Source organism: Flavihumibacter sp. ZG627 (genome assembly GCF_000814325.1).
Classification (GTDB): Bacteria; Bacteroidota; Bacteroidia; order Chitinophagales; family Chitinophagaceae; genus Flavihumibacter.
Genome location: NZ_JPHF01000005.1, coordinates 1 through 23,162, shown reverse-complemented (window position 1 = coordinate 23,162; position 23,162 = coordinate 1). Strand labels below are relative to the sequence as shown.

17 protein-coding genes and 1 tRNA gene are annotated in these 23,162 nt (G+C 43.7%); 13 read left to right on the top strand and 5 right to left on the bottom strand.

Features of this window, described 5'->3' with window-relative positions:
• Position 1: 1 nt before the first annotated feature.
• The 8 genes from HY58_RS11800 to HY58_RS11765 all read left to right on the top strand — a co-directional run bounded on the left by HY58_RS11800 (position 2) and on the right by HY58_RS11765 (position 12,610).
• Complete coding sequence (locus HY58_RS11800) at positions 2 to 850, top strand: sugar phosphate isomerase/epimerase (protein WP_039132188.1); 849 nt, start codon at positions 2 to 4, stop codon at positions 848 to 850.
• Between the two features lie 47 nt (positions 851 to 897).
• Positions 898 to 1,644: an MBL fold metallo-hydrolase gene (locus HY58_RS11795; protein ID WP_039132185.1), complete on the top strand. Its 747-nt coding sequence runs from the start codon at positions 898 to 900 to the stop codon at positions 1,642 to 1,644.
• A 217-nt stretch (positions 1,645 to 1,861) separates the two neighbouring features.
• A complete protein-coding gene (locus HY58_RS11790; protein WP_039132183.1) occupies positions 1,862 to 5,098 on the top strand; it encodes a SusC/RagA family TonB-linked outer membrane protein in 3,237 nt (1,078 codons plus the stop codon).
• A 21-nt stretch (positions 5,099 to 5,119) separates the two neighbouring features.
• Positions 5,120 to 6,913 (top strand): RagB/SusD family nutrient uptake outer membrane protein, encoded by a 1,794-nt coding sequence (locus HY58_RS11785; RefSeq protein ID WP_039132180.1) that lies wholly within the window; start codon positions 5,120 to 5,122, stop codon positions 6,911 to 6,913.
• Positions 6,914 to 6,922: 9 nt separating this feature from the next.
• Positions 6,923 to 7,759: an endonuclease/exonuclease/phosphatase family protein gene (locus tag HY58_RS11780; RefSeq protein WP_039132177.1), complete on the top strand. Its 837-nt coding sequence runs from the start codon at positions 6,923 to 6,925 to the stop codon at positions 7,757 to 7,759.
• A gap of 155 nt (positions 7,760 to 7,914) precedes the next feature.
• Positions 7,915 to 11,208 carry an ATP-binding protein gene (locus HY58_RS18905; protein WP_052324076.1) on the top strand — a complete coding sequence of 1,098 codons (3,294 nt, stop codon included), beginning with the start codon at positions 7,915 to 7,917 and terminating at the stop codon, positions 11,206 to 11,208.
• Positions 11,205 to 11,582 carry a response regulator gene (locus HY58_RS11770; protein WP_039132175.1) on the top strand — a complete coding sequence of 126 codons (378 nt, stop codon included), beginning with the start codon at positions 11,205 to 11,207 and terminating at the stop codon, positions 11,580 to 11,582. The genes HY58_RS18905 and HY58_RS11770 overlap by 4 nt, the downstream gene beginning before the upstream one ends.
• A complete protein-coding gene (locus HY58_RS11765) occupies positions 11,579 to 12,610 on the top strand; it encodes an adenylate/guanylate cyclase domain-containing protein (RefSeq protein WP_039132172.1) in 1,032 nt (343 codons plus the stop codon). Before HY58_RS11770 ends, HY58_RS11765 begins: the two co-directional genes overlap by 4 nt.
• Here the strand turns inward: HY58_RS11765 and HY58_RS11760 are convergent.
• A complete protein-coding gene (locus HY58_RS11760; protein ID WP_039132170.1) occupies positions 12,602 to 13,381 on the bottom strand; it encodes a (Fe-S)-binding protein in 780 nt (259 codons plus the stop codon). The two genes, HY58_RS11765 and HY58_RS11760, sit on opposite strands and share 9 nt — an antisense overlap.
• A 110-nt stretch (positions 13,382 to 13,491) precedes the next feature.
• On the opposite strand from HY58_RS11760, the gene HY58_RS11755 reads away from it, so the two are divergent.
• From HY58_RS11755 to HY58_RS11740, 4 genes are read left to right on the top strand one after another with little or no spacing between them, the layout of a single operon-like run.
• The gene (locus HY58_RS11755) at positions 13,492 to 13,992 is read left to right on the top strand and encodes a hypothetical protein (protein ID WP_039132167.1); all 501 of its coding nucleotides are present in this window, start codon (positions 13,492 to 13,494) and stop codon (positions 13,990 to 13,992) included.
• Entirely contained in the window at positions 13,980 to 14,711 is a 732-nt protein-coding gene (locus tag HY58_RS11750) for an NRDE family protein (RefSeq protein ID WP_039132165.1), read from the top strand. Before HY58_RS11755 ends, HY58_RS11750 begins: the two co-directional genes overlap by 13 nt.
• Positions 14,708 to 15,772, top strand: coding sequence for a hypothetical protein (locus HY58_RS11745; protein WP_039132163.1), 1,065 nt, complete (start codon positions 14,708 to 14,710; stop codon positions 15,770 to 15,772). Before HY58_RS11750 ends, HY58_RS11745 begins: the two co-directional genes overlap by 4 nt.
• Positions 15,765 to 16,466 (top strand): LysE family translocator, encoded by a 702-nt coding sequence (locus tag HY58_RS11740; RefSeq protein ID WP_039132161.1) that lies wholly within the window; start codon positions 15,765 to 15,767, stop codon positions 16,464 to 16,466. Before HY58_RS11745 ends, HY58_RS11740 begins: the two co-directional genes overlap by 8 nt.
• A 61-nt stretch (positions 16,467 to 16,527) precedes the next feature.
• Here HY58_RS11740 and HY58_RS11735 read toward each other — a convergent pair whose 3' ends face one another.
• The 3 genes from HY58_RS11735 to HY58_RS11725 all read right to left on the bottom strand — a co-directional run bounded on the left by HY58_RS11735 (position 16,528) and on the right by HY58_RS11725 (position 20,043).
• Entirely contained in the window at positions 16,528 to 19,164 is a 2,637-nt protein-coding gene (locus HY58_RS11735; protein ID WP_039132158.1) for an outer membrane beta-barrel family protein, read from the bottom strand.
• A 155-nt stretch (positions 19,165 to 19,319) separates the two neighbouring features.
• Positions 19,320 to 19,925 (bottom strand): DUF445 domain-containing protein, encoded by a 606-nt coding sequence (locus tag HY58_RS11730; RefSeq protein WP_039132157.1) that lies wholly within the window; start codon positions 19,923 to 19,925, stop codon positions 19,320 to 19,322.
• Positions 19,926 to 19,969: 44 nt separating this feature from the next.
• Positions 19,970 to 20,043: transfer RNA gene (locus HY58_RS11725), tRNA-His, on the bottom strand.
• 168 nt (positions 20,044 to 20,211) lie between these two features.
• Here HY58_RS11725 and HY58_RS11720 point away from each other — a divergent pair.
• Positions 20,212 to 22,362 carry a carboxy terminal-processing peptidase gene (locus HY58_RS11720; protein ID WP_253271557.1) on the top strand — a complete coding sequence of 717 codons (2,151 nt, stop codon included), beginning with the start codon at positions 20,212 to 20,214 and terminating at the stop codon, positions 22,360 to 22,362.
• Positions 22,363 to 22,526: 164 nt separating this feature from the next.
• Here HY58_RS11720 and HY58_RS11715 read toward each other — a convergent pair whose 3' ends face one another.
• Positions 22,527 to 23,036, bottom strand: a complete 510-nt coding sequence (locus HY58_RS11715) for a DinB family protein (protein ID WP_039132154.1) — start codon at positions 23,034 to 23,036, stop codon at positions 22,527 to 22,529.
• Positions 23,037 to 23,162 lie beyond the last annotated feature (126 nt).

Below are 23,162 nucleotides of genomic sequence, written 5' to 3'. Positions count from 1 at the left end.
CATGATCAGATTACTTGCCTTCTTCCTGAGTTGCTTTATTATTAATACTTCACAGGCACAATCACTGGGTGACCATATCAAATCAAGAATTGGCATCCAGGCCTATACATTCCGGAACAGTTTCAAGAATGATATTCCAGCCACCCTGGATACCATTAAGCAAATGGGACTGACCAATCTTGAACTCTATACCCTTTGGGATAAGTCGGCTTCCGAATTGAAGCAATTGCTTGATTCGAAAGGAATGACCTGTACATCCCTGGGTGCAGGTTATGAAGATGTGGTTTCAAAAACAGATGAAGTGGGCAGCAATGCTAAAACATTAGGTGCATCCTATGTAATGGTAGCCTGGATACCTCATCCTAAAAATGGCTTCAATGCTGAAGTGGTTAAAAAAGCAGCCGCCGATTTCAATAGGGCAGGAAAGATCCTTAAAGAGAAATATGGAGTGACGCTATGTTACCATAATCATGGCTATGAATTTATTCCACATGATGATGGCGACCTGTTTGATATGCTCGCGGCATCTACTGATCCTAAATGGTTAAGTTTTGAGCTCGACCTGTTATGGGCACAGTTTCCGGGTGTGGAACCTGCGACGCTACTGGAGAAATATGGCCCGCGAATAAAACTCCTGCATGTAAAAGATCTGAGGGTTGGCGTGAAAGGGGATTTCTCCGGCGGAACCTCAACAGAAAATGATGTTACAGTTGGAACCGGACAAGTGAATATCAGGGCCGTGATGGAGGCTGCACGCAAGGCAGGTGTTGCTTATTATTATATTGAAGATGAAAGCAGCAGGATACACCAGCAGGTTCCGCAAAGTCTTGCTTTCCTGTTCAGCCTTTGAACCAAACAGGAATAATAATTGTACATACAACACAAATCTTAAGAATTATGAGGCAGCTACTCTATGTAATGCTAATACTTTTAACAGCTATCAATACCAGGGCACAGAGTGATACATTCACAACTGCCAAAGGTTTACTGGTAGTGAATCCTGTTTATCATGGATCACTCTGGATGAAATGGAATACCCTGACCATTGCCGTTGACCCCTATGGTGGAGCAGAGCGCTATGCCGCCATGGGAAAACCTGATATTGTATTGATCACAGACATCCATGGCGATCATATGGACAGCAGCACACTCGTGAATTTAGATCTTTCTAAGGCAACCCTTGTTGTTCCACAGGCCGTCCAGGAAAAGCTGGTTAAAATTCTTCCGGCCGGCACCAAAATGGAATGGCTTGCCAATGGAGGAACTAAAACATTACAGGGTATCCATATCAGTGCGCTGCCAATGTACAACCTTCCTGATACCCCCGGCATAAGACATCCGAAGGGTAGGGGTAATGGTTATATCCTTGAGATGGGAGGTAAAAAAGTTTATATCTCCGGCGACACGGAAGATATTCCCGAAATGAGGACATTAAAGGGTATTTATATCGCCTTTGTTTGTATGAACCAACCTTATACAATGGATATAAAGCAGGCCGCAAGTGCAGTGCTCGAGTTCAAGCCCGCTATTGTATATCCTTTTCACTATCGCGGACAGGGTGGATTCAGTGATGTGGAAGAATTCGCCAGATTGGTAAAGGCGGGAAGCCAGCCAATTGATGTGCGTCTTCGAAAATGGTATTGATCACCCAAAGAATGGTCTTTGTTTTATCTCCTTTCAGTTCAAAGATTTTTTGTTGTGGAAACTATCACTGTTCATATGGCAAAAAAATTAAACCATATTACAAAAGACAGTTTAAAAAGTAAAAAGAGAATCTTTCCTTTTATTGGTAATAGCAGCATAACATTTCGCTAATGATTCCTTTAAATGTGCATTTGACATTTGCGGCAAATAACCAAGCATGCAAGTCAAACCATTACTGCTTTTCTTGCTTTTCCTTTTATTTTCATGTGCAGGATTCGCACAATTTGATGTGAAAGGTGAAGTCAGGAATGAAAAAAAAGATCTCCTCGAAGGCGTTTCCATTTTATTAAAGAACAACACAGGCTCAGTCCGAAAATCAACCCAGACCGATAGTAATGGTCAGTTTCGTTTTTCGGATATCCCAGGGGGTGAGGATTATTCTATCTCACTCACCTATGTGGGCTATACAGCCCGTGAATTATCGCCGCTTCGGATTACTGCCGGTTCGGAACTGTTTTTCCCGGTAGCATTGCAGCCATCCGCAAGTGTGGGAGAAGAAGTTGTTGTAGTTGCCTACTCAACTCAGAAAAAAGCAAATCTTACCGGTGCCGTTGACCAGGTTTCCGGAAAGATCTTTGAGAATCGTGCATTGCCGAATGTTTCACAAGGGCTTCAGGGATTTATCCCCAACCTGAACCTTGTTATGGGTGACGGTAAGCCCACCCAATCTCCTGCCTACAATATCAGGGGTAATACTTCAATCGGGCAGGGTGGTAATGCACTTGTTTTGATTGATGGAGTAGAAGGTGATCCATCTTTGCTTAACCCTAATGATATCGCAAATATCACCGTTCTCAAAGATGCATCCTCAGCATCCATATATGGGGCAAGAGGAGCATTTGGAGTTGTACTGATTACCACTAAGAACCCTGCAAAGGGAAAGACCACCATCAATTATTCAAGCAATTATGCACTTAAGTCGCCCATCGTAGTTCCTGATTATGTAACCAATGGTTACACTTTTGCTAAACTTTTCAATGAAGCATGGAGCGCCTGGAATGATTATTCTCAGTTCCCGCAGAACGTAAATAAGACCGTACGTTTTTCACAGGAATACCTGGCCGAACTGGAAAGAAGAAACAATGATCCATCGCTTCCAAAAGTGGACGTGAATGCAGCGGGTGAATATGTGTACTATGACAATACTGATTGGTATTCGCTTCTTTATAAAGACCGGACCAGTTCAATGGACCAGAACCTGTCTGTGAGTGGTAGCAGTGATAAGGCCAGCTTCCTTGTAAGTGCGCGCTATTTTGGACAGGATGGTTTATTCAGGTATAATAGTGACGATTACAAGATGTACAATTTCAGGGCCAAGGGCAGTATTCAGGCACTTCCCTGGTTGCGGATCGAGAATAATATGGACTACTCCAATATGCTTTATCACAACCCGCTGAATGTTGGAGAAGGTGGTGGTATCTGGAGAAATATTGCAGATGAAGGCCATGAGATGTCGCCCCTGTTCAATCCCGATGGTAACCTGTCTTATTCAGCTGCCTATACCGTTGGTGATTTTGTGTATGGTAAGAATGGAATTGACTTCGATAAGCGGATTCTGCGTAACCGCACCGGGATTGTTACAGAATTCTTTGATAAAAAACTAAGAATCAAAGGTGATTTAACCCTGCAGGAACTGGATAATAATACGCGCACAAGAAGGGTAGCGGTGCCGTATAGCCGAAAACCAGGAGTGATTGAATATGTGGGAACAACCACTAATGACCTCTCTGAATCCTATACTGAAACACAATACCTGGCTACCAATATTTATGCTGAATATGAGAATACTTATTTAGATAAACATTACGTTAAGGCGTTGGCCGGGTATAATTATGAACAATCAACCTACAAAGGTTTAAGTACACAAAGGAATGGTCTGATCTATGATGATGCCGAGAGCATGAACCTGGCGCTTGGTACGGCTATCAACACCTCCGGTCCATATGATGAATGGAATGTAAGGGGAGGTTTTTTCCGCCTGAACTATGGCTTCGATGACCGTTACCTTATTGAAGTGAATGGTCGCTATGATGGCTCTTCCAAATTCCCTTCTAATAAACGCTATGCTTTTTTCCCCTCTGTTTCAGCAGGCTGGAGAGTTTCTAAAGAAGCATTCTGGAATCTGTCTCCTTCAATCATTTCTGACCTGAAGTTCAGGGCATCTTATGGTTCATTGGGAAATGGAAGTATTGCTTCCTATGCATTCATTGAACAATTCGGCATCAGCCAGAGCGGCAGGGTGCTGGGAGGAATTCGTCCGCAGACAACCTCGCAGCCCAATGTTCTTCCTGATAACCTCAGTTGGGAAACTGCCACCACCACTGATATCGGTATGGATGTGAATTTTCTCAATAACAGGCTTCAGTTAACAGCCGACTGGTATGTTCGTAATACAACTGATATGTTCACCAATGGCCCTACCCTGCCTGCTGTTTTCGGAACCAATGTTCCAAAAGGCAACTATGCCGACCTTCGTACAAAGGGCTGGGAGCTTGTTGCAGCATGGAGAGATAATGGTAACCTGCTGAGCAGGCCTTTCGGATATGGTATCCGCTTATCTCTTGCCGATTACCAATCAGAGATCACACGCTATAACAATCCCAATAAATTATTGAATGATTACTATGTAGGGCAACAACTTGGTGAGATCTGGGGCTATACAACAGATGGATTTTTCACAGCAGAAAATATCGACCAGGCTGCTACTCAATCACAGATCAAGAGTTCAAACTCAGGAACTACACTTATAGGTGATGTTAAGTTCCTTGACCTTAACAAAGATGGTTCCATTAATGCCGGAGCTAATACAGTTACCAACCCTGGCGATAGGAAAATTATCGGTAATTCACAGCAGCGTTACACCTTCGGTGCCTTATTTGATTTCAACTGGAATAATTTCTTTCTGAGCGCCTTCTTACAAGGTGTTGGCAGGCAGGATTGGTGGCCAGGTGCGGAGGCAGATGCATTCTGGGGCCCTTATAACAGACCCTATAACCGGATTCCAACTGAAATGGTGGATGAGATATGGTCTGAGGAAAATCCTGATACTTATTTCCCACGATTGCGCGGTTATATAGCTCAGGGAACAGGCCGTGCACTAAATGTTGCGCAAACAAAATACCTGCAGAACGCTGCTTATATCAGATTGAAAAATCTACAGTTCGGTTATAATCTTCCGGCAAGCCTGATTGGTCGTTTAAAAATGACCCAGGCCAGGGTTTATGTATCAGGTGACAATATCTGGTCCTATTCACCAATGTACAAAGTGACCCGTAACCTCGATGTGGAAAATATACAGGGCTCCGACAGGGTTTTAACAACTGGCGGAAGTGGTAACGGTAATAACTACCCGATGTTGAAAGGTTGGACCATTGGATTAAATATTGGATTTTAAAACGCATCATTAATTAATTGTATGAAACATATTATTATCTTTTTCAGTTGTTTCACCCTTATGGTGGCAGGCTGTAAGAAAATGGATCTGGAACCGGAAGCTACCGCCTCAAGGAGCGCAGTATTCGGGAGTGAAAAAGGTTTACAATTGTATACCGCTTCTTTTTATAATAACCTTCCAAACGGAGGTGATATTGTTCGTGCCGATAATATGAGTGATTATGGTGCCAGAACAGATGTGCCTTCCTTCCTGACCGAAAGTGGATTTACAGCACTGCAGGGCTCAGGTTGGAACTGGACCGCCCTACGTAATATCAATTATTTTATTGAGAACAATAATGACCCGGCTGTTCCTGAAAATATTCGCACCAACTATACAGCAACAGCGCGCTTTTTCAGGGCCCTGTTCTATTTCGATAAAGTAGTGCGATTTGGAAATGTGCCCTGGTACGGAAAAACCATTGCAGTAAATGATTCTGCAGCATTGAAAAAGCCACGCGATGCCAGGAGTCTTGTGATGGATTCAGTTCTTGCTGATATTACCTACGCTGCCGAAAATATCACAACAACGGATGCTACACGAAGTATGATTACCAGGTATGTAGCACTTGCTTATAAATCGCGTATCTGCCTTTTTGAAGGAACATTCCGTAAATATCATAGCGCAGATGGTGGTCTGGCTGCTGGCCTGGGAGCAACTGCCTCAACCTGGTTGCAGGAAGCAGTTGACGCATCCAAACAATTAATAGAAGAAGGTGGATTCAGCCTGAATACTGCCGGTGGTACAGATCTCGCCTACAGGCAGATCTTCATTAGCAAGCAACCTGTTAGGAATGAGATCATACTTTCCAATATTGCAGATGCCACCCTCAATGTTTTGAATGATGCTAACTGGTACTGGACTTCTGCTACCTATGGTTCGCGATTGAGCTTTACCCGCGGTTTTGTTCATACCTATCTTAAAATCGACGGTACTCCCTATACGGCAACACCCGGTTATGAAACAGCTGTATTTGCTGACGAAGTAAAAAATCGTGATAAACGATTACAGCAAACCATCCGTATGGGAAATTATAAACGAATCAATGGTGGTGCCAGTGAACCAGCCCCACCTGTGTTTTCCTATACCTATACCGGTTACCAGCCTATTAAGTGGACACTGGATGATATGTTCTTTGACGGGGGAACCCGGAATGATAATTCCATTTCACTTATCCGTTATGCCGAAGTGCTCCTCAATTATGCAGAAGCAAAAGCAGAGCTTGGAACTATTACCGATGAAGACTGGGCCGCTACAGTGGGTGCGCTCAGGGCCAGAGCTGGTATCACCGGTACACTAACAAGTTTGCCGACCATTGTTGATCCATATCTACAGCAGGAATATTTCCCCTCCATATCAGATCCTGTGCTGTTAGAAATCAGGCGTGAACGGGGCATTGAATTGGCATGGGAAGGATTGAGATTTCAGGACCTGATCCGTTGGAAAAGAGGGGAATTGCTTACAAAGCCCTGGAATGGTTTCTACGTTCCGGAACTGAATGTTGCGATGGACCTGAATGAGGATGGGAAGAATGATGTATTGTTCTATAACGGTACAGCACCAGCGCCCATGGCTGGAGTAACATTCGTGAATGTTTCCCCTAAACTGGGCAATGGTTCTAATAACCCGCAGCGCCTTTCCAATGATAGTTTTGGAGAGATCAACTGGCTGAATAATATTTCCCGCAAATGGGATGACAAAAAATATTTGTATCCTATTCCAACAGCAGACCTTTTAATCAATCCGGCCCTGGGACAAAACCCTGGTTGGGATTAATTTATTTTTATGATCAGTAAAAAATTGGCAATAACCTCCTGTCTGCTGTGCGCATTACTCCCGGTTTTTGGACAGTCTATCATTGCCGGCAGCTTTAATCTGAGATATGATAATCCGCGCGATACCGGTAATCTCTGGCAACAACGTGCACCTATAGCCGCTGCATTGATCAGGTTTCACCAGTTTGATATCGTTGGAACACAGGAAGGCCTCCGCCACCAGCTAGATGACCTCCAAAATGCGCTGCCCCAATATGCTCAATACGGAATTGGAAGAGACGACGGCAAACGAAAAGGAGAGCATTCCTCCATATTATACAGGAAAGATAAATTCCTGGTTAAAGACAGTGGCAGTTTCTGGTTATCTGATAATCCGGATGGGCCCGGATTTGGCTGGGATGCAAAGCATAACAGGATCTGCTCCTGGTTAAAACTGGAAACCATAAAAGGCAGGAAAAGCTTTTATGTTTTCAACGTTCATTATGATCACCAGGGAGTGATAGCCCGCCAGCAAAGTAGTAAACTGGCGTTGGAGAAGATCAGCAGCATCGCTGGAAGATCACCGGTTATTTTCACCGGCGATTTCAATGGAAATCACCAGAGTGAATGGTACTTATCGCTCAAGGAGAGTACACTTCTTGAAGATGCCCTGAACCATGCACCTGATCCTTACCTGAATAATGGAAGTTTCAATAGCTTTAAGGACAACAACCCCAGTAAGGATATCATTGATCATATCTTTATTACAAGTCACTTCAAAGTGAAACGATTTGGGATACTGACTGATACCTATCACGGCAAATATCCTTCTGATCACTATCCTATACTGGCAGAGCTGGTTTTTTAGGAATAGTTTCTGACTTTAATTATAAAGGCCGCAAATCATTTGCGGCCTTTACTCTTTACTAGCATCCCTCATTAAGTATGGAAATATTAAATCATATCCTTATATTAGGGAAGGCCTTTTGCACTTCTTCTGTCCAGGGCCCTAAACTCTAACTGATGTTAATTAATCCTAAACCGGTTCGGCATCTTTGGCTGGCCCTGGCATCTGTTTTCACAGGCATATTTTTGTTTATCCCCTTACTGCTTTCTGCCCAATCTGCAGCAGAAGCAGGGATGCCCATCATAACTAATTACGCTACCCGCATTTATAAAGGACATCCACAGGTATGGAGTATTATTCAAAATGATGAGGGATTGATGTTTTTTGGCACCACTTCCGGCATCACCGTTTATGATGGGGTAAACTGGCGGCAGATCAAGATTTCAAAGGGCCTTGGATCTTTTAATGTAAGGTCGATGGCAAAATCTCCGGATGGCAGGATATGGTTTGGAACAATCGGAAACATCGGATACCTCGAAACAGATTCGCTGGGAAAATATAAAACAGTTTCCCTTGCCCACCTTATCCCGAAAGAATATAAGGATTTCAATGATATCTGGTCTATTCATTATACCGGAGATCATATTTATTTCCAGGCCCGGGAAACTATTTTTCGGTTAGATTACAAGGATGGTAAGAACGGAAGGTCAATTAAAGTGTGGAAGCCCGAAACGGAATTCATGTATGCTTTTTACCAGAACGGAATATACTATGCACACCAGGTAGATAGAGGATTATTCAAATTGATAAATGATGAATTCAGGTTAATTGCCGGAAGTGAGTTTGCCGGGAAGAGCCGTATCCAGGTTATGCTTCCTTATCCGGGTGAAGAGACGAATAAGGATAAATTCATGGGAAGCAATTTTGAGGGAGGATTTTTCCTGTATGATGGCAAAAGCTTCAAACCTTACCCAACAAAATTTGATGGTCAGTTAAGCAATGCCAGGGTATATAAAGGGGTGTTGCTCTCCAATAATCAAATGGCCATTTCACTTGTTGGCGCAAGTGGGGGACTTATTCTCAGCGACCAGCAAGGAAAAGTGTACAACCTCATCAATAGTAAGTCGGGTTTGCAGGACGAGTCGATTTATGCCATTTACCAGGATCGGTCTGGTATGCTATGGCTGGGTCTCGATAACGGGATTGCCAAAATGGAACTGAATTCACCCATCACCACTTTCACTCAGCAATCGGGATTGAATTCAGGCGTATTATCCATCCTAAGGGCCAATAATGTTTTATATGTTGGAACCCCTGTTGGTCTCTATTCATTTGATACCACGGAACGTAAATTCAACCTGGTTAATGGTGTATCGTCAGCCCAGATATTTTCACTTAGTAAATCAGGGGAAGATGTATTTGTGGTAGGTGAACGGGTTGCACTGCTGAGGAATAATAAAGTTAAGCTTCTGCAGGCAGGTTTATCTGCGGGATTCAATGCGGTAAGTTTACTGCTCTCAAAAATTCATCCGGGAACCCTTTACACAGGCGGCATAAATGGTGTTGCTGTTTTCATTAATACAAATGATAAAAATAATCCCTGGCATTTTGCTGGATATTTTCCAAATACCTTAAAAGAGATCTGGACACTATCCGAAGATGCGGATGGCACCCTTTGGTGTGGCACACAAAACAGTATTGTTTATCGCGTAAAACCTTTTGTGGATGTTAATGGGAAAATAGATATAGCACGCAGCAATGTGAAAACCTTTGGACGGGAAGCTGGTCTTGAAAATGCACCCGGCTCGGTATTCTCGATCAAACGAAAATCATATTTCCCCAGTCTGGGAATGATGCTCACTTTCGATCCCGCTAAAGAACGTTTTGAACCCGACAGCACCTTTGGCCGCATTCCGGAGAATATCACCCTTACCGAAGATTTCATATTGGTGGAAGATAGCATGGGCAGGGTATGGATGCCTCTTGGCAATAAGATCAGGCTTGCAACGCCAAAACCCGGTGGCGGTTATTTATTGGAAGATGATCTCTTCAATGCCTTCCCCTGGGAGAATATCACCACTATTTATCCTGAGAAAAATGGACTGGTATGGCTGGGTAGTGGTCAGGGATTGATACGCCTGGATGAGCGCGTGAAAAAGAAAACAAAACAGAAATTTTCTGTCATATTAAGACAGGTTAGTACAGGTAAGGATACCCTGAGTCACCTCAATGCATCGGCACAGAATCCCGCTTTAAAACACCAGCGTAGTTCTCTCCGCTTCACTTATGCGGCACCGTTCTTTGAACAGGAAGACAGAACAGTGTACCAGACCATGCTGGAAGGTTTTGATAAGGAATGGTCGGAGTGGGATAAGAATTCTTATAAGGAATACACCAACCTCCCTTCAGGCAAATACACCTTTCGGGTAAGGGCAAGAAATAATTACAATACAATCAGTGAGGAAGCAAAATATGCTTTCAGTATCCTGCCGCCATGGTATTCTACCTGGTGGGCCTATGCGCTTTATTTAGCAATAGCGGCATTGTTGTTTTTCGTGGTAGACAGATTCCAGCGTAAACGACTGCAGGCTATAGAAAGAAACAGGACCCGCGACCGTGAGCTTGCGCAGGCAAAGGAAATCGAAAAGGCCTATAATGAATTGAAGGCAACACAGACCCAACTGGTTCAATCAGAGAAGATGGCGAGTTTGGGTGAACTGACAGCAGGCATTGCTCATGAGATACAGAACCCATTGAATTTCGTCAATAATTTCTCTGAAGTAAATACCGAACTGATCGATGAGCTGGAACATGAATTAAAGAACCAGAATTATCCAGAAGCCGCAGCACTTGCTAAAGACATCAGGGAAAATGAAAAAAAGATAAACCACCATGGCAAAAGGGCTGATGCCATTGTAAAAGGGATGTTGCAGCATAGCAGAACCAGTACGGGTCAGAAGGAACCTACAGATCTCAATGCGCTGGCTGACGAATACCTTCGGTTGTCATATCACGGATTGCGTGCCAGGGATAAATCTTTCAACGCAAATTTTGATGCTGATCTTGATCCCACGCTGGGTAAAGTGAATGTTATTCCGCAAGACCTTGGGCGGGTTATTCTTAACTTATTGAACAATGCATTTTATGCTGTTACAGAAAAAAAGAAACAGGACCTGGCGGGATACCAGCCTAAAGTGAATATCAGTACAAAAAAACTTAACCATCGTGCCGGGCGAGGTGAGTTGGTAGAGATCAGGGTTTCTGATAATGGGAATGGTATTCCGCGGAATGTGATGGATAAAATATTCCAGCCTTTCTTTACCACCAAGCCAACAGGAAAGGGAACAGGGCTGGGATTGAGCCTCAGTTATGATATAATCACCAACGGACATAATGGCGAGCTTAAGGTTGAAACCAAAGAAGGAGAGGGAACAACATTTATTATTCAACTTCCAAATAATAGTGCATGAAAATTTTAGTAGTGGACGACGAAACAGATATCCAGGGTCTTTTTGAACAGCGCTTCAGGAAGGAGATAAAAAATGGAGAGATAGATTTTGCTTTTGCATTTTCTGGGGAAGACGCGCTTGTTTATATGAGTGCACATCATCATGAGGCGGTGCTGATACTATCTGATATTAATATGCCCGGTATGAGTGGCCTGGAACTACTCAAGCATATCAAGGAGAAATATGAAAAACCTCCGCCTGTAGTGATGATGATAACTGCCTATGGAGATAGTGAAAATTTCAATAAGGCAATGCAGTTGGGAGCAGATGATTTTCTCAGCAAACCCGTTGATTTCATTACATTGAAGGAAAAACTTAAAGCACGCGTACAATGACGAAGATTTTAGTAGCAGATGATGAAGCCGATCTTGAAATACTGATAAGGCAGAAATTCCGTAAGCAGATAAGGGACAATAAATATGAATTCGTGTTTGCCCGGAATGGTATTGATGCGCTTGAAAAATTACTGGAACATCCTGATGTGGCAATCATTCTGAGTGATATCAATATGCCTGAAATGGATGGACTTACCCTTCTTACAAAATCATCTGAAACATCTCCACTCACAAAAACGGTGATGGTATCAGCCTATGGTGATATGGAAAATATTCGCATCGCCATGAACAGGGGCGCTTTTGATTTTGTGACCAAGCCGGTAAATTTTGAAGACCTGGAACTTACCATGCAGAAAACAATTCAGCATGTAAACCAACTCAGGGCTACATTACAGGCGATCAAGGAGAACAATATCCTCCGTATGTATGTGGATGCCAATGTGCTGAATTTTATGGGCACCAAAGAGTATGAACATTCCCTCAACAATAATGAAACAGTTGATGCGACTGTAGCGTTTATAGATATCTGTGGATTTACCTCCATCAGCGAAACGGAGAGTCCGGATACTGTTGTGCAACTGCTTAACCGCTATTTTGACGTTATGGTTAAGGAGATCATTGCGCAGGGTGGTATGGTAGATAAATTCATTGGAGACTGTATCATGGCGGTTTTCAGGGGAGAGTACCATCTCGACAGGGCTTTGGATACTGCGCTGGCGATCCGGCTTAAGATTGATGACCTGCCAGATATCGGAAGCTTCATGCCTAAGGTTTCCATCGGCATCAACAGCGGGGAGATGGTATCAGGTAATATCGGGTCTCACAGCCTTCGCAGGCTCGATTACACGGTAATTGGCGATACGGTGAATACGGCACAAAGATTACAGTCGGCAGCGGGCATTGGACAAATATTGGTAAACGAAGATTGTTATAATAAGATTTCGCATGCATTCAATTGCAGGAAAGTAGGAGAGATCAATCTTAAGAATAAATCGAAGCCGATGATAGTTTATGAAGTTTTAAATTAATGAGGCAGCTATCATTTCCGCGATATCAAGTACCTGCATATTATCCTCTTTCTCTTTAGTTTTGATACCATCAGTCATCATGGTATTGCAGAATGGACAGGCAGCAGCAATTACAGATGCCCCTGTACTGATAGCTTCATCCGTGCGTTCCCAGTTAACGCGTGTGTTGCCTTTTTCTTCTTCCTTAAACATTTGTGCTCCACCCGCTCCGCAACAGAGTCCGTTAGAACGGCAACGTTTCATTTCAACCAGTTCGGCATCCAATGCTTCCAGTACCTTTCGCGGTGCCTCATAAATGTTATTGGCACGGCCCAGGTAACAACTATCATGGTAGGTAATTTTCTTACCCTTAAAAGCACCATCATCCTTGAGCCTTATTTTCCCTTCATCAATAAGCTGTTGAAGGAAACTTGCATGATGAATCACTTCATAGCTGCCACCCAGTTGGGGGTATTCATTCTTTAATGTATTGAAACAATGGGGGCAGGTGGTAACGATCTTTTTGATGCCATAACCATTAAGGATCTGGATATTCTGGTAGGCCATCATCTGGAACATGAATTCATTTCCAGCGCGGCGTACAGGATCGCCGGTGCACATTTCTTCCTTACCGAGTATAGCGTATTTTAACCCCACCACAGTTAGTATATGCGCAAAGGCTTTGGTGATCTTCTGTGCCCGCTGGTCAAAGCTACCCGCGCAGCCTACCCAGAACAATACTTCGGGCGACTCGCCACTGGCCATCATTTCAGCCATTGTTGGAACCTTCATGTAACAACTATTTTTTGTAAATCTATAGGAAATGGTTCAATCCTCCGCAGGAGGAAACCTATATTTGCAGGTGCCGGAAAATATTAAATTCGGTATTTAACTTTATTTGCATGCAGTTAGCGTACGCTGTCAGAAATGCTTTCGGCCAGTTACAGGATATCCTGCAACAGCTTTCACAGGAACAATACACCCAATCCTGTTCCACTCTTTCAGGAGCTACCCTTGGCCAGCACAATCGCCATATCATTGAGATGTACCAATGCCTGCTGGAGGGATATGAAAATGGCAAAGTGAATTACGAGGAAAGAAGAAGGGATATCCGTATTGAATCAGACCCTTTTTTTGCTGCTGAACTCCTGGAAAGTATATGTAAAATGCTTGAACGTTCCAATAAGCCTATGAACCTGCATGCAGGTTATGATGCCGCAACAATGGAAACAATTCAACTGGAAACAAATTACCATCGGGAGATCGCCTACAACCTGGAGCATACCATCCATCATATGGCGCTTATCAAAGTGGGATTGATTGACCAGCCCGGCATCCGCATTCCGGAAGGTTTTGGGGTGGCCTCCTCTACCATGAAGTATAGAAACGCATGTGCACAGTAAGCTACCTGCCAATTCACAATGGGGCCATTATCACCTCCAACCGTGATGAAAAGATCGGCCGCTCGCTTGCCTTGCCACCACAATGGTATGTGATCAATGGTGAAAAGGTTTTATTCCCCAAGGATCCTGATGCGGAAGGAACCTGGATCGCGATGAAGCCATCCGGACAAATGGCCGTTCTGCTCAATGGCGGATGGCAGAAACATGAGCCGGTGTATCCTTATCGTAAAAGCAGGGGACTTGTATTTCTTGACATCGTTTCTGCAAATGATATGTTCAGGGGATTCCGGCAGGCCGACCTTCAACTTATTGAACCTTTCACGATTCTGCTTTTCCAGGATGGTATACTGGAAGAAAACCGCTGGGATGGCAATATGAAATCTTCCCGCTTAATGGATATAAATCTTCCACATATCTGGAGTTCGGTTACCCTTTACAGCGAGGAGAAAATAGAACAACGGAAGGGATGGTTTTCTGAGTGGCTTGAATTGAATCCTGACCCAATGGCAGAATCCATAAGGCAATTTCATCTGTTCGGGGGAAAGCGGGGTGAGGAAAATGGTGTTAGGATGAATCGCAATAATGAGATGCTAACAGTTAGTGTCACCTGCATGGAAAAAATAAATAATAAGGCAAGAATGCATTATACCGACCTTCTTCTAGATGCGCAGTATGAAACGCAGGTGAATATAAATACAGTACACGAAACATTTTCATGAACATCATACAACGGCTTCTTCACAAGCCTTTTTTCATAAGGTTATTAAATTGGGAATATTGGAGTTTCAATACGGTTTATGCGCCCATCATTCCCATCTGGCTTCTACTTTGCGTAAGGGCCAGATCACTTTTCTTTTTCTCCGCTTCAAATCCAACTATCATGAACGGGGGATTCCTGATGGAATCAAAGAAGGAGATCTATGACCTGATGCCACCACAATATTATCCACGCACCCATTTCTTTGCCCTGCCTGCCGAACCTCACCATGTTATCTCAACGCTTAAAGCTTTGGGATTTCAGTATCCGCTGATAGGCAAGCCCAATGTGGGATGCCGCGGAATGGGCGTACGAAAACTGAATGATGAGCAGGCACTTACCAACTATTGCAGAGAGTCACCGCTTGATTTCCTGGTGCAGGAGTATGTGCCTTATGAAAAGGAGGCCGGCATTTTCTATTGCCGTATGCCGGGAGAAGAAAAAGGGCGTATAACCGGGATAGTTAGTAAAGAGCTACTCGGCATAACAGGGGATGGCTTAAGTACCATCCGGCAGCTCGTAATGAAAGAGAAGCGGTTCATTCTTCAACTGTATGCACTGAAGGCTATGCATGGTGAATACCTTGAATCCATCCCGCAAAAAGGGGAGAAGGTTGAACTGGTTCCTTATGGCAACCATGCAAGGGGAGCAAAGTTCCTTGATCACAGTCACCTTAATGATCCTGAGCTGGAATACCATATTGATAATATCAGCAGGATGATCCCGGGATTTTATTATGGAAGGCTGGATGTTCGTTATAACAGCTGGGAAGAACTGCGCCAGGGGAAAGCCCTGTCCATCATTGAACTGAACGGAGCAGGTTCAGAACCAACCCATATCTATGATCCGCGTCATTCGATTTTCTACGCCTGGAAAGAGATCATCAGGCACTGGATTATACTGCTTCGTATCAGTATGCGCAATCATAAAAATGGCATACCTTATATGCGCTTTCGTGAAGGACGAAAGATGTTCCGCGACAATACTGAATTCGAAAAGCAGATAGCAAAACTCTATGTTTAGCCTTATCAAGATCTATTTTGCCGGCATGCTGATCAGTTTCCTGGGTAGTCTTCCTTTGGGTACACTCAATATCACTGCAATGCAGATCGCTATCCAGGAAACCTTGAAAAGATCGTTGATCTATGCACTTGGTGTGGCCATTGTTGAAATTCTATATGTGCGGTTATCACTTAAGGGTATTGATTGGATCCTCAGCAACCAGAAGGTTTTTTATATACTGGAATGGATCACCGTTGGATTGTTCTTACTGCTTGCTGCCAGCAGTTTCTGGACGGCAAGGAAAAAAAATTCTACCCAAAAACATATTCTCCTTAATAACCGGGTCAACCGTTTCCTGTTGGGATTAGGCATGAGTGCAATGAATCCCGTTCAATTACCATTCTGGTTTCTCTGGAGCAGTTATCTTTTCAGTACCGGTGTTCTCGAATCATCCACCATCTCATTTAACATATATACATTGGGGATAGGAACCGGCACAATTATAGGATTGCTGTTTTTTATTTTTGGTGGCAAGTGGCTTGTGCGCAAATTAAATACAGGCCAACGCACCATCAATATACTGGTGGGACTGGTATTTTTAATATCAGCAATAATTCAACTCAGCAGAGTGGTCAGTAAGCCAATGGAACAAAGGTTGAAAAGCGGATTTAATCAGCAATTACCACCTGGCAAAAACAATATTCTCAAAGCATAGTCTTCTAATAAGAACGCCGCTAAAAATAGCGGCGTTCTTATTAAAATCATTAGCACCATTATCAGAACTGGTCACCCATATTCTGGTTATCACCACTCGGCCTCATATTCTTACGCTTGAATAGCGAAGTGTCAAATTTTCCAAAGCGATAACTGAAGTTCAATCGCGCTACCTGTGGATCACGTAACCTCCAGGTATTCTGTTCAAATCCAGGTGCTGAAGAATATACATCGTTAACATCAGTTCGGAAGATATCAGAGATGGCAAGAGTCAGGTTAGCCCTGTTCTCCTTCAGGAAATCAAGTCGCAGCGCGGCTTCGATCTCATACTTAGGACGAATATATCCCTGCGCTGTTGTTTGCGGCGCACCCCACATTCCACCACCACCGCCACCGCCCGGCGGAAGAATGGTCTTGGAAGTATAATCACCCGAAAGCTGGAGTGTCAGCTTCTTGCCGAGCTTAATATTGTTGTTCAGTTTTATGAAATAACTGGTGATGGCTTCCTGGTCGGGTATACCCGGCTGACCTGCATTAATTTTTGATTGATAGAGGTTGAAGTTCGAAATTAGTTCCCACCATTTTGTGATCTTATTTCTGCCGATCAGTTCCAGTCCGGAGATATAACTGTTATCGGCATTGATATAACTGATCACAATTTCTTCTTCCTTGGTATAAGGATTCACATCCCGAACCTGGTTTCGCGTTATAAGGTTATTGGTATGCTTATAATAAACGCTGGCAATGAATGAATTTGCCTGACCATATTTCTTCTGGTAACTCATCTCTGCAGATGCCGTGAACTCTGGCTTCAGATTCGGATTACCCCTGGTCAGGTTCAGCGTATCAGAATAATCGGTGAAGGGGAACAACTGGAAGAAATTAGGCCTGTTGATCCTGCGTGTAATATTCAGCGCCAGTTCATCATTATCACTTAACTGGTAAGTGAGGAAAGCACTTGGAAAAAAGCTTATGGGAAAACTGTTGCCTGCATTCAGCAATGTATCCTTACTATTAGGTGGGGCAGTGGTGGTAAGCACCTCTCCATCATATTCTGAACTTTCTGCGCGTAGCCCTACCTGGTAGCCCAGTTTTTTCCATTTGCTGGTGTAGGTAAGGTATCCTGCATATACCCTTTCGGTATATTCAAAATTTGAGGAAAGGGAAGGCACCAGAACAGGCTGACCACTACCACTGATAACGCTGATCTCATTGAGATTTTCGCGGGTGTTGGTGTTTAAACGGAACCCTGTTTCCATTTTACTGTTTTCATTCAGCGGATTTACAAAATCAGTCTGAAAGGTCATATTGCTCCCTGTTCCGTCACCTGTGTTCAATTGGCCGTAGCGCCTTGTTTCACTACCATTGTTGCCACTTAGCAAGAGGTTTGTAATATTGGTATTGTTAAGGTTATTGTTCCTGTTGAAGTTGATATCAGCCGTGAGTTCTCTCCCAGGTTTTGTAAATAATCGTTTGTAGTAAACCTGCGTTCCAAAGTTTCTGAATTCCCTTTCGCCATTAGATAGTCTCTCACTGAAAGCAGACTTAATTCCACTGTCAAAAAGGCTATCAGTCCGGATGGTGCTTTCATTGTCAAATTTGAACTGTCCCCTTACTGCATTCACCGCAACGCCAATGGTATTGCGATTATTCATGAAATAATCAAAGCCAGCTCTTCCAAACATGAAACTACCAGTATTCACACTGTAGTCGTCCTGGTTCAGGCGCGTAGTTGGGTCTTTGAGGAAGGTAGTTCTGCTGGTATTTCCTTCGGAGATTGATTTGCGGGTGCGGTACATACCACTCACAAACATATTCACTTTGCCCTGCTTCACATTAAGGTCGCCTCCGATGTTTGGTTTCCAACGGCTATCAATACCCGCACGGATACTTCCGTTATAGCCAGCTTTGCGGTTCTTTTTCAAAACTATATTGAGGATACCCGCGGTTCCGCCCGACGCATCAAATTTTGCGGAAGGGTTGGTGATGAGTTCTACGCTCTCAATAGCATCGGCAGGAATCTGGTCGAGCGTGAGGGTAGTAGGTCTTCCATCAACAAAGATCTGAGGAGCGCTGTTACGTAGGGTAACATTACCATCTATATCAACCGAGATGGAGGGGATATTCCTCATCACATCTTCTGCGGTTCCACCTGTTGATACTAAATTTTTATCTACATTGAAAACCTTCCTGTCAATACCCATCGACATCAACGGCTTTGCGGCAGTAACCGTTACCCCTTCCAGCAGTTTAGGATCTGTTTCCATTTTAAAATTGCCGAGGTCTTTATCAATTGCATTAAGTGCGGCCTGCATGTCGCCACCACCCATCTTAATATTGAAGGCAACTTTCTCTTCGATATCCTTAAATCCGATTGCAGTTATGCGCATCCGGTATTGCGCCATTACGTTAAGCCCTTCAAAGGTGAATTCACCCCTTTTATCAGTGAACATTCCTGCAACCACTGTATCTTTTCTTTGCTTGGAGAGTGTATCAAATTTGGTTGTAACGAGCTGAACGGAAGCTGCCTCGATTCCCTTATTACTGGCAGCATCAACGATTCTGCCATAGAAACGGCCCATGTTCATATTTGCGCCGCCGGCCCTTCCACGGGCTGCACCTCCCTGCATAGTGGGCATCTGGGCATAACTAATACTGCCAGCCATCACGGCAATGGCTATAAAGATCTGTTTAAGCATTTCTAAGGTTTTCTCTGAGTGGCGCAAAGTTCCGGAATGGTTTTTTTCCGGCTTCCCGCATTATGATGAATGGTATTAGACAACTAAGTCGGGCTAATGTTTACCGGGTGGGATAAATGGGGTAATAAAGGTATAAATGGTAACACTTACCCTGATCAGGCGGCAAAATAGGTAATGGCAACCTGAACCATCCCGATGAGCAGTCCCACAACACCGCCAAGGATTTCAACGAAACGAAACTCTTTGGCCATGATCTGGAGTAAGATCTCTTCGAGTTTATCACTGGAAAAAGAACTCACCTTATCAACAACTATTTTTTCAAGGTCAAGTTGTTCCTGCAGGCTTACCATATATCTTTCCATCAGGGTTGGAAAAAGCTCCCTGAGTTCTTCCACAAACACTGCCTTTAATTGCCCTACTGTTTTATCGCCAATGAACATGCCAACAACCGGCATCGACTCCTTCAGCTTTACCTTGAGGAAATTATCTATATGATCCTCAACATGAGGAAGCAATTGGTCGAGGTTAGAAGGATCTGTGATCTTATGGGAGATGTCTTTAAAGGAGAGTAGTTCTTCACTAACCAGCTTTCCGAGTTTCTCTGCGAACTGCTGCTGCCGTTTGGGAAAGATGCCCTGGATGGTAAGTCCCAGGAATTTTTTTGGCTCCCTCGGGTGAAATAGCATTTTGATAGCGATCCAGTTGGTAAACCAACCAATAAAGGCAGAGATGACGGGGATGAGTAATAGCCAGTAATTCATGCTTCATTTAAATTAAAATCCCTCACCGAAGTGAGGGAAAGATGGGAGGCTGATGGGTCTCGAACCCACGGCCTTCAGTGCCACAAACTGACGCTCTAACCTACTGAGCTACAACCTCCAGGATTCTTTGAGAAACTTGATTATTTCCAAAGGGGCACAAAAATAGTCAAAAATTTGAAACAGTTGCAAGTTGATAGAAAAATATACGCTGCCATTCATCATAATCACATGTTAATTGCCTGCCTATGGCAACAAGCCGAGATGATTTATCGTTATTTTTGATACAATGCAAAAACTGGTTGATTATATGTTCAGTAAAAAAAGCTTACCCGTGCTGGCGGTCTTGTTGATTGGTGCTCTTTTCTTCGGTTTTAGTTCTATGGGAACCAATAGTGCCAATCCTCCCGGCAAATATGAAAAGATTCTGCACAACGTAGGTGACATCCTCCAGGAAGTTCACTACAGTCCTAAAAAAGTTAACGATGATTTCTCCCGCGAAATCTTCACCAAGTTCCTCGGTGTGGTAGATGCGGAAAAGAATATCCTTATGTTGCAGGACGTTCAGCAACTCAAAAAATTTGAGACCTCGCTTGATGATGAGATCAACGGCGCCGAAGTTGCTTTTGTTCCTGCAGTTTCTGCCCTTTACAAAAAGAGGATCCTCGAAGCCGAAGCTTTCACCAAAGAGATTTTATCAAAGCCATTTGATTTCAGTACCGATGAAACCATTGTGATGGATTCTGAGAAATTGGAGTTCACCAAAACAGATGCTGAAAGAAAAGAAAGATGGCGCAAGCGTTGGAAATATATGACACTGGAAAGATTTTCTGACCAGCTGGAAGTACAGGAAAAGAATAAGGGTAAGCAGGGATTTGAAGTTCGCAGCAATACCGAGTTGGAGAAAGAGGCCCGTGAGAAAGTTGTTCGGATTGCAACCAGGATGTTCGATCGCCTCAAGCTGAAATATAGTGACGACGACCGTTTCAACCAATATGTGAATACGGTTACCAATGCGATGGATCCCCACACCACCTTTTTCCCTCCGGTTGATAAAAGATATTTTGACGAACAGATGAGTGGCCGGTTCTTTGGTATCGGTGCATCCCTTCGTGAGGAAGATGGCAATATCAAAATAGCATCAGTTATCAGTGGTAGTCCTGCCTGGAAAACAGGTGAGATAACAGTAGGGGATGTTGTGCTGAAAGTTGCACAGGGAGCTGAAGAACCCGCCGACCTGGCTGGCTATGCAGTGGAAGATGCGGTTAAGATCATACGCGGTAAAAAAGGAACGGAGGTGCGTCTGCATTTGCGCAAAGCGGATGGTTCGGTTAAGATCGTTACCATCATCCGTGACGAGATCGTTCAGGATGAAACCTTCGCACGCAGTGCTATCGTAGGAAATGGTAAGAGTAAGATAGGTTACATATTCCTCCCTGAATTCTATGCTGCATTCGATGATCCTAAAGGGGCAAGAAGTGGCGCTGATGTGGCCAAGGAAGTGATCAAACTTAAAGAGCAAAAAGTTGATGGTATAATCATCGACCTCAGGAATAATGGTGGTGGTTCTTTATATGATGTTGTTCAGATGGCCGGACTCTTCATTGAAGAAGGCCCGATCGTTCAGGTTAAAGACCGTGATGGAAGACCAAGTGTTCTGCGCGACCGTGATAAGTCACTTCTCTATGATGGTCCGCTGGCAGTGATGGTGAATGAGTTCAGTGCCTCTGCTTCAGAGATATTCGCTGCCGCCATTCAGGACTATAAGCGTGGTATCGTGCTGGGAAGCACCACCACCTATGGAAAGGGTACCGTTCAGCGGAATATTGGCCTGGATAAGGAAACCGGCATGTTCACTTCCAATAGTGAGTTGGGTACTATAAAACTTACCCTGCAGAAATTTTACCGGATCAATGGTGGGTCTACCCAACTAAAAGGAGTGAGCTCTGATATCGTCCTGCCGGATATTTTTGAAAAGTCGAAGCTGCGTGAAAAAGATGATCCGGATGCACTGCCATGGGATGAGGTTGCCAAAGCGCCTTACACGCTCTGGAAAGCACCTTATGATATGGAAATGGTTAGCAAAAACAGCCAGGTGAGAGTAGATAATAACCCTGCTTTCAACCTGATCAAAACCAATACCGATTGGCTGGCAGCACAGAATGATAAGGTATATTCACTCAACCTTCAGAAGTTCAGGGAAAACAAGCAGAAGATAAGTTCTACCGTTAAGCAGCTTGAAACACTTAATAAGCTTTCCAAAGAGCTTACTGTTGATGACCTTCCCGGTGCGCTCGACCGTTTCTCTTCTGATGCTGATAAGCTGGAGCGGTATAAGAACTGGAAGAAAAACCTCCGCAATGATATCTATCTGGATGAAACGATCAATGCCGTGAATGATATGATCTTCCAGAAGAACCTGGCGTTCGGTAAGGAATAATTTGAAATGATTTTGATATAGTTTAAATAAACTGGCCGTCTCAGTAAGGAGACTGCCAGTTTATTTTTTGTGCCGGAAAATAGGGACCAGATAGGGACCAGATAGGGACCCGGGGCAAGGTTGTTGCTTCAATGTCAGGTAGAAACAGCGGACTGCCAATTTCCTTACAAGTATCTTTCCCGTAATATATTCAGATGATGTTCTGCATGGCCGGCAATTATAAAACAGAGGGCGGCTACACTGATCTCTTTTTCGCTGGCAGTGCCGGTGGCAGCCAGTTCCTCTTTGGAGAAAGATGCAATCATCAGGATATTGCTTTTACGCAACTGACTGAATTCACGAAGCATCTCCTTCCATCCCCTTGCCGATACATCGGCAGTATCAGCCCATTTGTTCTCATCAAAACCGGCGAGGGGCGTTTGGTCATAACGCGCGAATCGAAGTGCCCTATATGCAAATACTCTCTCGGCATCAATCATATGCTGAACCAGTTGCTTGATAGTCCATTTTCCCTCAGCATAAGCATAATCGATCTTTTTGCGGGGTATATTTTCAAGCACGCTGATTAGATCTTTTGTATTCTGCTTCAGCGCCTTAGAGATCTTTCCATGTTTGGTAGCCAGTTGGATATAGTTTTCATAGAAAGGCGCATACAGCAGGTGGTAGGTAGACATAAAACTTGGTTATTAAGAGTTTTTGAATCAGTAGGACAACAAATTTAATATTTTAAATGCTGCACCAATGTTATCAAACAGGCGGACGCCAGAGCGTTAGCAAAATGTATGCACCTGAAATAGCTA

Excerpts from the sequence above, each read along its gene's own strand:
- HY58_RS11795 (WP_039132185.1), top strand. The coding sequence starts at position 898 with ATGAGGCAGCTACTCTATGTAATGCTAATACTTTTAACAGCTATCAAT.
- HY58_RS11720 (WP_253271557.1), top strand. The coding sequence starts at position 20,212 with ATGCAAAAACTGGTTGATTATATGTTCAGTAAAAAAAGCTTACCCGTG.
- HY58_RS11770 (WP_039132175.1), top strand. The coding sequence starts at position 11,205 with ATGAAAATTTTAGTAGTGGACGACGAAACAGATATCCAGGGTCTTTTT.
- HY58_RS18905 (WP_052324076.1), top strand. The coding sequence starts at position 7,915 with ATGTTAATTAATCCTAAACCGGTTCGGCATCTTTGGCTGGCCCTGGCA.
- HY58_RS11760 (WP_039132170.1), bottom strand. The coding sequence starts at position 13,381 with ATGAAGGTTCCAACAATGGCTGAAATGATGGCCAGTGGCGAGTCGCCC.
- HY58_RS11730 (WP_039132157.1), bottom strand. The coding sequence starts at position 19,925 with ATGAATTACTGGCTATTACTCATCCCCGTCATCTCTGCCTTTATTGGT.
- HY58_RS11735 (WP_039132158.1), bottom strand. The coding sequence starts at position 19,164 with ATGCTTAAACAGATCTTTATAGCCATTGCCGTGATGGCTGGCAGTATT.
- HY58_RS11740 (WP_039132161.1), top strand. The coding sequence starts at position 15,765 with ATGTTTAGCCTTATCAAGATCTATTTTGCCGGCATGCTGATCAGTTTC.
- HY58_RS11800 (WP_039132188.1), top strand. The coding sequence starts at position 2 with ATGATCAGATTACTTGCCTTCTTCCTGAGTTGCTTTATTATTAATACT.
- HY58_RS11755 (WP_039132167.1), top strand. The coding sequence starts at position 13,492 with ATGCAGTTAGCGTACGCTGTCAGAAATGCTTTCGGCCAGTTACAGGAT.
- HY58_RS11750 (WP_039132165.1), top strand. The coding sequence starts at position 13,980 with ATGTGCACAGTAAGCTACCTGCCAATTCACAATGGGGCCATTATCACC.
- HY58_RS11745 (WP_039132163.1), top strand. The coding sequence starts at position 14,708 with ATGAACATCATACAACGGCTTCTTCACAAGCCTTTTTTCATAAGGTTA.
- HY58_RS11790 (WP_039132183.1), top strand. The coding sequence starts at position 1,862 with ATGCAAGTCAAACCATTACTGCTTTTCTTGCTTTTCCTTTTATTTTCA.
- HY58_RS11780 (WP_039132177.1), top strand. The coding sequence starts at position 6,923 with ATGATCAGTAAAAAATTGGCAATAACCTCCTGTCTGCTGTGCGCATTA.
- HY58_RS11715 (WP_039132154.1), bottom strand. The coding sequence starts at position 23,036 with ATGTCTACCTACCACCTGCTGTATGCGCCTTTCTATGAAAACTATATC.
- HY58_RS11765 (WP_039132172.1), top strand. The coding sequence starts at position 11,579 with ATGACGAAGATTTTAGTAGCAGATGATGAAGCCGATCTTGAAATACTG.
- HY58_RS11785 (WP_039132180.1), top strand. The coding sequence starts at position 5,120 with ATGAAACATATTATTATCTTTTTCAGTTGTTTCACCCTTATGGTGGCA.